Origin of the sequence: Corallococcus sicarius (assembly GCF_003611735.1) — a bacterium.
GTDB classification, from domain to species: Bacteria; Myxococcota; Myxococcia; order Myxococcales; family Myxococcaceae; genus Corallococcus; species Corallococcus sicarius.
In genome coordinates, this window is sequence record NZ_RAWG01000076.1 from 22,302 (window position 1) to 33,279 (window position 10,978).

Consider the following 10,978-nt stretch of genomic DNA (forward strand, 5'->3'; position numbering starts at 1 on the left):
ACTCACGGCGGAATGGACGTGGCTTCGCCGTCCGGCGCGACGCCTTCCTCCTCGGGAACCCGGGGGCGGATGACAGCGATTCGAGGCTCTCCCCGGAGGGAGAAGAGCGCGGGCGCACCCAGGCGCACCTCGGCGGGCAGCCCGACAAGCGTCACCCATGCCTGCCTGCTGTCCCGGGAGACACAGTACAGCAAGGTCCCCGGTCGCGCGCCGGAAGTCTCACGAAGAGGGCCCTCGCACCCCGTGCGCACCTGGAGTGCGTAGCCGCCCACCGGCACGCCGTGCACCTGGTAGGGCGCGGGCCCCAGCGTGTCCACGAGGGGCTGGAGGACGCGCGCTTCAGAGGGCACGGCCTCCAGGGTGGCCAGCCGCTGGGCGCCCTCCTGGAAGTGCTGCAACGCCACCGTGGCCCGCTCCGGCGCGTCCAGGGGCGCCGTGCCCTCCGCCACCACCAGGTCCACGAAGAGCGCGCCCACGAGCAGGATGGGCAAGAGCCGGTAGCCCTTGAAGCCCTCGGGCTGCTTGCGCAGGAGCCCCATGGCGAACACGACGAGCGCCACGACCGTGAGCCCCAGCACGACGCCCGCGCGCGGGGCGGACGGCGGCGACGCGAAGGAGGAGACCTCCGCGGCCCGGATGCGCAGGGCGTTCGCGAGGTCGCCGCCGTAGAGCCACCCGAGCGCGCCCAGGCACAGCAGGTTCGTCACGAGCGTCCTGCGCGTGGGGCCCGTCATCCCGCCAGCGTCCTCGCGGGATCCGTGGCCGCGGCGCGGCGGCTGGGGAAGTAGGCGCCCGCGAGCGCGGCCACGAGCCCCAGGAGCACGCCCCCCAGCACCACGGTCCACGGGAAGGCGAAGAAGCTGTCGGGCTTGAAGGGGAAGTTGGGCAGGTAGCCCGTGGCGAGCCGGTCCACCGCGAAGGCCAGCAGCAGCGCAGCCGCCGTGCCCGCCGCGCCGCCCAGCACGCCCACCACGGCGGCCTCCGCCAGCACGATGGAGCGCACGTCCGCGCGCGAGGCGCCCACCGCCTGCATCACGCCAATCTCCTTCGCCCGCGCGCGCACCGACGAGGACATCGCGTGGGCGATGTTCACCGCGGCCAGCACGCAGATGAGGATGGACAAGAGCGCCAGCGCGGAGGTGGTGAGCGTCACCGCCGCGCCCGCGTTCTCCGCGAGCCGGCGCTCCTGATCATCGATTTCGAAGCCCATCCCCTTCACCGCCTCCACCAGCTCGGACACGCGCGAGGGGTCCGAGGCCACCAGCGTGACGCCGGAGTAGTTGTCCGCGTCCGCACCCGCGGCGCGGTTGATGCGCACCGCGGTCTCCAGCGGGATGGTGATGCCCGCGAGCATGGCCCGGTCGGACGCGCCCACCACCTGCGCCTGCTGCGTGGTGCTGGGCCCGCCCGACGTGGCCGCCACGTAGGAGCGGTTGAACTCCACCGGGAAGCCGAAGCCGATGAGCATCTCCGCGGACAGCTGCGGCAGCTTGCGCGCGGGGGCGAACGTCTTGTTGTACAGCTCCAGCAGGCGCGTGGAGATGAGCGCGGGGATGGCCTTGCCCTCGCCCGGATCCTTGAAGTCCTTCGCCTCCGCGAGCCCCACGTCCTTCTGCACGAGGCCGGGGTCCACGCCCACCGCCAGGACCTCCATGCCCATGCGCAGGCGCGAGCCGAAGAACGTCCCGTCGTAGCGCGTCACCGCGGGCACGCGCACGTTCATCTTCCGGTACGTCGTCTCCACGCCCGGCAGCGCGCGCAGCCGCTCCACCGCGGACGTGTCCAGCTTGCCGCCGCCCAGCAGGCCCAGCGACACCGACGGGGGCACCACGTCCACCAGCCGCGAGTCCGTGGGGAAGATGCGCTCGCGGATGACGCTCCCCACGCCCAGCCCCAGGCCCACGAAGAACACCAGCGCGCCCACGCCCATGGCCACGCCGAAGGCGGAGAAGAACGCGCCCTTGCGCTCGCGCGCGAGGGACAGCCTCACCAGTCGGGACAGCGCGTCCAACCTCACGGCGCACCTCCCGACACCCGGGCCGCCGTCGTCGCGGACTCCTCCACGAGCCGCGCGTCCTTGAGCCGCAGCACCCGGCGCGCGACCGCGCTCATGCGCTCCTCATGGGTGACGGCGAGCACGGTGAGCCCTTCCTTGTGCAGCTCCTGGAACAGCTGGATGACACCCGCGCCCGTGGCCGCGTCCAGGTTGCCCGTGGGCTCGTCGCACAGGAGCAGGCGCGGGCCGCCGAAGAGGGCCCGGGCAATGGCCACGCGCTGGCGCTCGCCGCCGGAGAGGCGCACCGGCGCGCGGTCCTGCTTGGGGCCCAGGCCCACGCGCTCCAGGAGGCTGCTCGCGCGCTTGCGCGCATCCGCCGTGACGGGGCCGAAGTGCGACGGCAGGAGCACGTTCTCCAGCGCGGACAGGTTGGGGATGAGGTGGAAGGACTGGAAGACGAAGCCCACGTGCGTGTTGCGGAAGCGCGCCAGGTCCGTGTCGCGCAGGCCGGTGAGCTTCACGCCGCCCACCTCCACCTCGCCTTTGTAATGCACGTCCAGGCCGCCCAGGAGGTGCAGCAGCGTGGACTTGCCGCTGCCGGACGCGCCCACCACCGCGACGAAGTCCCCAGCCTCCACGTCCAGCGACACGCCGTCGAGCACGCGCACCCGCGAGCCCTCGCCGTCCTCGTACTCCTTCACGACGTCACGCGCGCGAATCAAGGGGTGGCCGGGGTCGTCGTGGTGGTGGCCGGGGCGGGCGTCAGGCGCAGCGAAATCTCCGCCTGCAGCGCCTTGTCCTTGCGCGACAGCGACATCGTCACGGCGCGCAGGTCGTCCGTGGCATCCAGCCAGCGCACGGTGGTGGCCTTGATGGCGAAGCCGCCAATGCCCCACGCGGCGGACGGCAGCGCCTTCACCGCGTCGGAGAGCCTCCGCAGGTCCAGCAGCACCACCACCGCGGCGTCCTTGCCCACCGACTTCAGGTCCTCCGACACCGGCCCCGGGCCCGCCGGCTGCGCGAGCGCGGCCAGCGACGACTCCAGGCGCGAGCGGGGCGCCGCGAGCACCAGCCGGCCGTCCTTCGTCAGCGCGAAGTGCGCGCCCTCGCCCGCGCGGTACGACGTCAGGTAGGCCTTCTGGCCGTTGAGGTCCACGGCCTCCACCTTGGCGCCGAAGCCGGGCGCGAGCGCGGGCACCTTGTCCAGCGAGGCCTGCGCCTTCGCCGCGTCCTGCGTCTGCGCGAGCACCACCAGGTTGACGAAGCGGAACGGGTTCGTGCGCCGCAGGTCCAGCTCCGGCAGCCCCGAGCCCAGGTTGACGTTGGGCGCGAGCGACAGCGCCATCACCATGCCCGGCTTGAGGTTGTCCAACACCTCCGTCTTCATGTTGAAGCCCGCCTGCTGCACCGCGCGCGTCACCTGCCCGCCCACGAGGTACGGCCACGCGCCGTCCAGCTGCGCCGGGTCTCCCCGGTAGCGCGCGACGAAGAAGGCGTCCTGCGGCAGCCAGCCCGCGAGCGACTCGTCACCCTTCGGGTCCAACGCGGCGAGCGACGCCTTCGAGTCCGGCCACGGCGCGTCCGCGCGCACCGTCACCGCGCGCTCCTCGATGTGGCCCGTGAAGGTGATGCCCTGCACGGTGCCCGCGGGCAGCAGGCCGGTGCCGCCCGGCAGCCACACGTGGAAGTCGCGGTCGCCCTTCAGCCGCTGGAGGGACGCCTCCAGCACCGGCTCCTTCGCGAGCGAGTTCTCCTCCGACAGCGCCGCCAGCTCCGGCAGCCGCTTCACCGACGCGCCCGCGGACAGGAGCACCAGGTCGTGCTTGAGGAAGAGCAGGCCCAGCGCGGGCTCCGCGCTCCCCGGCCGGCTGAAGGTGACGAGCCGCCCCGCGTCCGACTTCGTCTCCTTCTCCTCCGATGCGCCCAGCCGCGAGCGGGCGAAGGTGGCGAAGGTCGCCTTGAGCTTGTCCGCGTCCTTCACGCCGAGGACGGACACCGCCTGCGTGCCGCCCAGGAAGGCCGCGCCCGCGCCGCGCTTCGGGTCGATGCCGGCATCCTCCAGCGCCTTCCGGCTGCGCAGGTCCACGCCCACCTGCCGCATCACCGCGGACACGTAGCGCTCCGCGCTGGGGAAGTTCTGCAGCTGCGCGAGGAACGAGGCCACCTTGAGGTTCTGGAAGCGCGCGAGCTTCTCGCCCAGCGTCCCCAGGTCGTCGATGACGACGGCCGCCTGCGCCGTGCGGGGCAGGTAGCGCGACACGCCCGCCGGTGAGGTCGCGGGACCGGCCGCGTCCTTCCCGCAGCGCGAGCAACCAGCGAACACGACCAACACCAGGAGCAACGGGACGAACCCAACGCGGCGGAGCATGGGCGGCAGGACAGGATGCCTTTGACGGAGAGTCAATCTATTCGTGAGCCGTCGCGGGCCCCTGCCACGTCCCCAAGGTGGCGCGGTGAACAGCTCCCACGAAAGCTCCCACGCAGCGGCCCGGCCTGCGGGCGCGTGCCCGGCTCACCGCACGCGGGTGCCGCCGTGCGGCAGCGGCCCGCGCGTCTCCTCGGTGAAGTCCAGGAAGCGCTCCATCTGGCGCACCGTCTCGTCGGTGGCCTCCGTCTCCGCGGAGAGCACGTCGAGCTGCCGGTTGACGCTCTCCGGGTCGCGGATGGCGATGGACTGCTCGTGCGTCAGGCGCATCAGGTCCTCGATGCCGGCGAGCTGGTGGCTCACCATCTCGCGGCTCTCGCCCGCCTGCTCGAAGCGCACCAGGCGCTTGCGCAGGATCTCCACGCGCTTGTCCTTCACTTCCTTGAGGCGCGGGTTGGCCTCCTGGGCGACCTCCGCCTCCAGCGCCGCGACCTCGCCCGTCAGGTGCTCCCTGTCTGAGCCGCTCAGGTACGTGCGGTACTGGTTGAGCGCGGAGATGAGCCGCAGGAACGACGTGAGCAGCGCGTCCAGCTTGGGCTCGCTGTCCGCCACCAGCACGCGGCCGCCGGGCAGCTTGCGGTAGTTGGCGAGGATCTTCTCCTTCAGCCCCACCAGCTGCTGGTAGTGGTCGCGCTGCGACGGCGCCAGGTCCGCGAGCAGGGCGTCCACCGCCGCGCGCGCGGCCTCCGGGTTGTCCGGCGTGTTGGCCCGCACGGCGCGCTGGAAGCGCTTCATGGAGGACAGGACGCCCAGGTACAGCCCCTCCACGCCCAGGGCCACCAGCATGGGCAGTGGCTCCTGCGTCACGGCGCTGGACATGGCCGCCGTCGTCAGGCCGACCAGGTTGGCCGGCAGGAGGAACGCGGCCTTGATGTAGTTCGGTGTCTTCGCCACGTCCGACTTCCCTTCGCGCGGCCCGTCACGGCCCACGCGCCTCGGAGACATATTTCAGCGCGCCCAGGTCCCGCGTGTCTTCCGCCAGGGGCGGCGCCGTCCCGCGCTTGAGCTTCTGGAAGAGCGCCGCGGCGCTCTGGAAGAGCTCGTCATAGGTAACTGGCGCCTCGCCCGATAGTCCGAAGAACGCCCGATTGTCCGCAAGTGTCGCGGGCGGAGCGCTGCGGATGGCCTCCGTGGGGTCGCCCAGGTACGGCGCCACCTCGCCCAACAGCCGCGCCCCGCCCGCCGGGTCCTTGAGCACGCCCTGCCCCGCGTCCAGGAGGCCCCGGAGCACCCGGCGCACCGCGTCCGGGTAGCGCGCCGCGAAGTCCCCGCGCGCCACCAGCACCGTGGCCAAGAGGTGCGGCGCGTCCGCCGTCGTCGCCAGCACCGCGCCGCCCCGGTCCCTCGCGGCCAGTTCCACGTCGCCCCACAGCCCCACCACCACGTCCGCGCGGCCTTCGCGCAGGGCCCGGCCCGCGTCCAGGGTGGAGGGCAGGTCCACCCACCGCACGTCGGAGGTGCGCAGCCCCGAGCGCGACAGCACCCAGAGGGCGAAGTAGTGCGAGGAGCCGAACGGGTACACGCCCACCCGCTTGCCACGCAGGCTGGCGAGGTCCGGCACGCCCACCGCCGCCATCGCCTCCTGGCCCCGGCTGCGGCCCACCAGCAGCACCGTGCGCGGCGCCGCGTCCCGCAGGGTGGGCGCCCACGACGCGAGCCGGTCCACCGACAGCGCCGCCATGTCCACGCCGCCGTTCTCCGCGCCCACGGACAGGGCCTGCTTCAGCTCCTCCTCCCGGGCGAAGAGCACCGCGCGGGCATCCAGCGCGTAGGCCGTCTTCAGGAGGCCCTGGCCAACGCCCGGGGGCGTGGTCGGCGTCGGATTGTCCAGCGTCGTGGCGCCCCCGGTGGCCACCAGCAGCGCGGCGGCGGAGCCCCTGGGGGTGAAGCCGATGAGCACGGGCCGCAAGGGCACGGAGGCCACGTCCGCCACGGGGGCCGCCACACCGGCGGGGAAGTCACCGGGGGACAGCCGCACGGCTTCGCGGGTGGACGGGAAGAAGCGCGCCTGCAGGCGGTCCAGATAGCCCGCCCGCGAGGCGAAGACGTACCCCGCGCCCAGGACACAGAGCGCGAGGAAGAGAAAGAGGCCGGGTCCGCGGTGCAGCTTCATCCGTGTGCGCCGGCCTCTTTCATGGGGCGGAGATCTACTTGATCTCCACCTTCTTGCCGATGGTCTTCTCCGAGCCCGCCCCCACGTCCGACACGGGCGCGGGGCTGTTCAGCAGGCCCATCTCCATCTTGAACTGCTTGACCAGCTCGTCGCCCTGGATCTTCTCGGCCTCTTCTTCGATGGCCGCGGCCTGGTGGTCCACCGACTCGAGCGCCATCTGCATGCGCGCCTCGTTGATGGCCGTCTTCTCCTGCACCTTGCGGAGCATCTCGTCGTGCGTGGAGTCCACGCCGGCGACGGTGAAGGACTCCATCGTGTCGGCGACCTTCGCCTGCCACTTGGCGCGCCGGGCGTCCCGGACGGCGTTCATCGCCTCCTGGGTCTTCTTGTCCTTCTCGCGCATGAACGCCTTCTTCACGTTCAGCGCCTTCTCGTAGGCGAGCTTCGCGACCTCGAGCTGCTGCTCGTTGCGCGCGAGGGCTTCCTTCTCACCCTGCAGCTTGGTCGCGTAGGAGCCGGCCAGGTCGTCACGGCCCGCCTGGATGGCGGCCTTGACCTTGGCGGTCAGCTCCCGCACGTCCTGCTGGTACTTCATGTTCTCCTTCTCGAGCAGCGTCACATTCGCCCGGACCATGGCGATGGACTCATTCATCTTGGGGACCTGGTCGTTCAGGTCACGGATGTTCTGCTCGAGAATCAGCTCCGGATCCTCGATGGAGGAGACGAAGAAGCCCGCGAAGCTCCGCATCGCTCTCTTGAATCGTTGCCACATGTCGGCACTCACCTCCACCTGTGCTTAATCGCAACCACCTTACACGAACTCCGTCGCCCACAAGCACCCGGCTGGAAGGCTCTGTCAGGTGCCTACGCCCGGCCCGGACGGATGATTGCCCCAGGGTCGCCCCTGCCCGCCGGCCCGCCCGGGGTCGGGGCCACCAGCCGGCCCCTCCCGCCAGCCCCAACCATTAAGGGCCTGCCCGGGGTCGCGAAAGACGCGTGGCCGTGAACTTGCCGCGAGGGGAAGAAGCGGGGAAAACAAGCGTGTCGCATGGACACTCCTCCTCCCGTCGCCTTTGAGACTGAGCTCGCGCGGGTGGTGAACGCCCAGCGCAAGCGCGTGCTGGGCGCGGGGGCGGTGGTGCGGCTCGTGGGCACGGCCGTGTTCCTCGCGGTGAGCACGGGCCTGTGGCTGTCGGGGGCCCCGGACTGGGCGCACTACCCCCTGATGCTGACGGGCTACGGCCTGGTGGTGGCGCTGCTGTTCGCGCTGCGCTTCCGGCCGGTGACGCGGCAGCTGAGCCTGGTGCAGTCCGTGGTGGACGTGGCGCTGGTGTTCGGCCTCCAGATGGTGGCGCTGCCCGTGTCGCCCTTCCCCGCGGGCGTGGCGGGCTTCAGCCTGGGCCTCTTCGCGCTCGTGGTGGCGCTGAGCGGCCTGGAGCTGCTGCCCGCGCTCGTGTACGGCACGGCGGGCCTGGCGACGCTGGCCCAGGCGGTGCTCATGCGCGAGGCGGGCGTGGGCTACGGCGCGGTGGCCATCGCGGCGGTGACGCTGTTCATGGTCGCGGCGGTGAGCCACTACGGCACCGGGCGGCTGCGGCAGCTGGCCATGGACCTGTCGCGCGCGGAGGTGGCGAGGCAGCTGGAGGCCCGCCGCACCTCCGAGGTGGAGGAGGCGCACCGCACCATCGAGCGCATGCTCTCCGAGGCCCACGCGCGCAACGCCCAGCTGGAGGCAGTGCAGGGCCACCAGGAGCAGCTGATGCAGTTCCTCGTGCACGACCTGCGCTCGCCCCTGTCCGCCGTGACGCTGTCGCTGTCCTGGATGGAGCAGGAGCTGCCCATCGGGACGCCGCTGGTGGAGTCGGTGCGCACGGGGCTCGCCGTCACCGCGCGGTTGGACCGGATGATCTCCGACCTCCTGGACGTGCCCCGCCTGGAGCAGGGGCGGCTGGCGCCGCGCAAGCAGCCCTTCCCGGCCGCACCGCTCCTGGACGAGGTGCGCCGCTCGCTGGATGGAGCGGCCCGCCTGCGGAAGATCCGGCTGGAGCTGGCGTGCACCCCGGGCCTCCAAATCGTGGGGGACGCGGGCCTGCTCATCCGCGTGGTGGAGAACCTGGCCACCAACGCGCTCCGCTACGCGCCGTCCGGCGGGCGGGTGCGCCTGGAGGCAGGCGAGGCGGAGGGGTTCCAGTGGCTGGCGGTGCGCAACGACGGCATCGCCATTCCCCCGGAGGCGCGCGAGTCCCTCTTCGACAAGTACACGCAGGGCAGCCGCGAGAAGGAGGGCCGCCGGGGCTACGGCCTGGGGCTGTACTTCTCCCGGCTCGCGGCCGAGGCGCATGGCGGCCGGCTGGCCGTGGAGGACGCGGAGGGCTGGTCCACGTCCTTCGTCCTGCGCCTGCCCCGCTAGCGACAGGGCCTGCTACCCGGCCTCAGCGCAGCTTCGCGCGGGCGAAGAGCTTCGCGGCCTGCGTCCGGGCGTTGCCCAGCACCTGCGAGGCGTCCAGCGTCGTCAGCTCGCCCTCGCGCAGCACCAGCTTGCCGTCGATGAGCACGTGCGACACGTCCGTGGAGCGCGCCGAGTACACCAGCGGTCCCGTCACGTCGTCCGGCAGCGGGCAGAAGTGGAAGCCGCGCGTGTCCACCACGGTGAGGTCCGCGCGCTTGCCGACCTCCACCGAGCCCACCTCGTGCTCCAGGCCCAGGGCTCGCGCGCCGTGCAGCGTGGCCATCTCCAGCACGTGCATGGGCGTCATCGCCACCGGGCCCACGCGCGGGTTGTGCAGCACCGACGCGAGCCGCATCTCGTGGAAGAGGTCCAACGTGTTGTTGCAGGGCGCGCCGTCCGCGCCCAGCGCCACCGGGATGCCGTCCGCGAGCAGCTCCGGCACCCGCGCGTAGCCCGACGCCAGCTTCAGGTTGGAGCCCGGGCAGTGGCACACCACCGTGCCCGACTCGCGCAACAGCGCCTGCTCCTTCCCCTCCACCCACACGCAGTGGGCCAGGGTGACGTGGGGACCGGTGAGCCCCAGCCCGTGGAAGAAGGCGATGTTGTCCTGGCCGGTGACCTGGCGGACGACCTCCGTCTCCTTCGGGTTCTCGCTCGCGTGCGAGTGGATCCGCACGCCCTTCTCGCGCGACAGCCGGCCCACCTCCCGCAGCAGCTCCGGGGTGCAGGACAGGGCGAAGCGCGGCGCGAACGCGTAGCGCAGGCGGTTGTCGTGGGTGCCGTGCCAGCGCTCCATCAGCGCCAGGCTCTCCGACAGCGAGTCCGCCGTGGTTTCACGCAGGCCCCGGGGCACCTCCGCGCCGGAGTCCATCATCGCCTTGCCACCGACGAGCCGGAAGCCGCTGTCGCGCGCGGACTCGAAGACGGCGTCGTAGTGGTGCACGGTGCCCATGTCGAGCGCCGCCGTGGCACCAGAGCGGATCAGCTCCGCGAAGGTCAGGTCCGCGCTGGCGCGCAGGGACGCTGGGTCGTGCGCCGCCTCCATGGGCCAGATGCGCTCGCGCAGCCAGTCCAAGAGCTCCCGCTTGTCCGCGTGGCCCCGGAACAGCGTCTGGCACGCGTGCAGGTGGCCGTGGATGAGGCCGGGCATCACCACCTGCCCGGACAGGTCCAGCAGGCGGCGCGGCCCCTTCACCTTCAGGCCCCGGCCCACCTTCGCGATGCGACCGTCCTGCACGAGCACGTCCGCGCGCGGCAGCACCTCGCGCTCGCGGTTCATGGTCACGACGGTGGCATTGGTCAGCAGCAGATCCACGCGGAGGAACCCTAGAGGAAGACGCGGGTGAAGGCGTGCGGCAGCAGCTCTCCGAGCGTGTAGCGCGCCTCCGCCCCGGAGAGGGTGCGGCTGCGCACCGGAATATCAGGCCCGGCGAACTCGGCGATCACCTGGCGGCACATGCCGCAGGGGGGACAGGGCTCCAGGGTGTCCACGACGACGGCCACCGCCACCGGCTTCTCCCGGCCCTGGGCCACGCCCGCGGCGAACGCACCGCGCTCCGCGCAGATGGTGAGGCCGTAGGTGGCGTTCTCCACGTTGCAGCCGGTCACCACGGAGCCGTCCGCGTACAGCACCGCGGCCCCCACCGGGAAGCGCGAGTACGGCACGTGCGCGCGCTGTCGCACCCGCAGGGCCTCCTCGAACAGCCGCTCCCAGGGAATCTCGTCCGCCATTCCGACCTCCTTCGCGGGCCCCGGCAAGGGTGCCCGTCCATCCCGGAAACGCCTAGCGGCCGCCCGCCAATTGCTCGTCCAGGTGCTTGGCGATGGCGAGCTCCACCTCCACCGGCAACTCCAAGAAGCGCACCCGCACCACGGGGCCCTCGGCTCCGGCCTTGGGCGGCAGCACCTCTCCGCGCACCTGCAACTCCTCCAGGGACGGAGGCAGCGCGAAGCGCACCTCCACGGACTGGCCCGGATTCAGGGCCTCGCCCACCC

At 72.2% G+C, this 10,978-nt stretch carries 11 protein-coding genes; 1 reads left to right on the forward strand and 10 read right to left on the reverse strand.

Annotated features, from left to right (window positions below):
* Nucleotides 1-2: 2 nt before the first annotated feature.
* The 7 genes from D7X12_RS14595 to D7X12_RS14625 all read right to left on the reverse strand — a co-directional run bounded on the left by D7X12_RS14595 (nt 3) and on the right by D7X12_RS14625 (nt 7,306).
* Nucleotides 3-734, reverse strand: a complete 732-nt coding sequence (locus D7X12_RS14595) for a hypothetical protein (protein ID WP_120625882.1) — start codon at nt 732-734, stop codon at nt 3-5.
* Nucleotides 731-2,017, reverse strand: a complete 1,287-nt coding sequence (locus D7X12_RS14600; protein ID WP_120625883.1) for an ABC transporter permease — start codon at nt 2,015-2,017, stop codon at nt 731-733. The genes D7X12_RS14595 and D7X12_RS14600 overlap by 4 nt, the downstream gene beginning before the upstream one ends.
* On the reverse strand, nt 2,014-2,718 hold the full coding sequence (locus tag D7X12_RS14605) for an ABC transporter ATP-binding protein (protein WP_120625884.1): 705 nt from the start codon (nt 2,716-2,718) through the stop codon (nt 2,014-2,016). Before D7X12_RS14605 ends, D7X12_RS14600 begins: the two co-directional genes overlap by 4 nt.
* Entirely contained in the window at nt 2,715-4,364 is a 1,650-nt protein-coding gene (locus D7X12_RS14610) for a hypothetical protein (RefSeq protein WP_120625885.1), read from the reverse strand. The genes D7X12_RS14605 and D7X12_RS14610 overlap by 4 nt, the downstream gene beginning before the upstream one ends.
* Nucleotides 4,365-4,508: 144 nt before the next feature.
* Nucleotides 4,509-5,315, reverse strand: coding sequence for a hypothetical protein (locus D7X12_RS14615; protein WP_120610492.1), 807 nt, complete (start codon nt 5,313-5,315; stop codon nt 4,509-4,511).
* A gap of 25 nt (nt 5,316-5,340) precedes the next feature.
* Nucleotides 5,341-6,534, reverse strand: a complete 1,194-nt coding sequence (locus D7X12_RS14620) for an ABC transporter substrate-binding protein (RefSeq protein WP_120625886.1) — start codon at nt 6,532-6,534, stop codon at nt 5,341-5,343.
* 34 nt (nt 6,535-6,568) lie between these two features.
* Complete coding sequence (locus tag D7X12_RS14625; protein WP_120625887.1) at nt 6,569-7,306, reverse strand: PspA/IM30 family protein; 738 nt, start codon at nt 7,304-7,306, stop codon at nt 6,569-6,571.
* Between the two features lie 276 nt (nt 7,307-7,582).
* On the opposite strand from D7X12_RS14625, the gene D7X12_RS14630 reads away from it, so the two are divergent.
* On the forward strand, nt 7,583-8,944 hold the full coding sequence (locus D7X12_RS14630) for a sensor histidine kinase (RefSeq protein WP_120625888.1): 1,362 nt from the start codon (nt 7,583-7,585) through the stop codon (nt 8,942-8,944).
* 22 nt (nt 8,945-8,966) lie between these two features.
* Here D7X12_RS14630 and D7X12_RS14635 read toward each other — a convergent pair whose 3' ends face one another.
* The 3 genes from D7X12_RS14635 to D7X12_RS14645 form a co-directional block, all read right to left on the reverse strand.
* Complete coding sequence (locus D7X12_RS14635; protein ID WP_120625889.1) at nt 8,967-10,298, reverse strand: 5'-deoxyadenosine deaminase; 1,332 nt, start codon at nt 10,296-10,298, stop codon at nt 8,967-8,969.
* Between the two features lie 11 nt (nt 10,299-10,309).
* Nucleotides 10,310-10,714 (reverse strand): cytidine deaminase, encoded by a 405-nt coding sequence (locus tag D7X12_RS14640; RefSeq protein WP_120625890.1) that lies wholly within the window; start codon nt 10,712-10,714, stop codon nt 10,310-10,312.
* 52 nt (nt 10,715-10,766) lie between these two features.
* The coding region (locus D7X12_RS14645; RefSeq protein WP_244224553.1) for a PilZ domain-containing protein at nt 10,767-10,978 on the reverse strand (212 nt) is incomplete at its 5' end.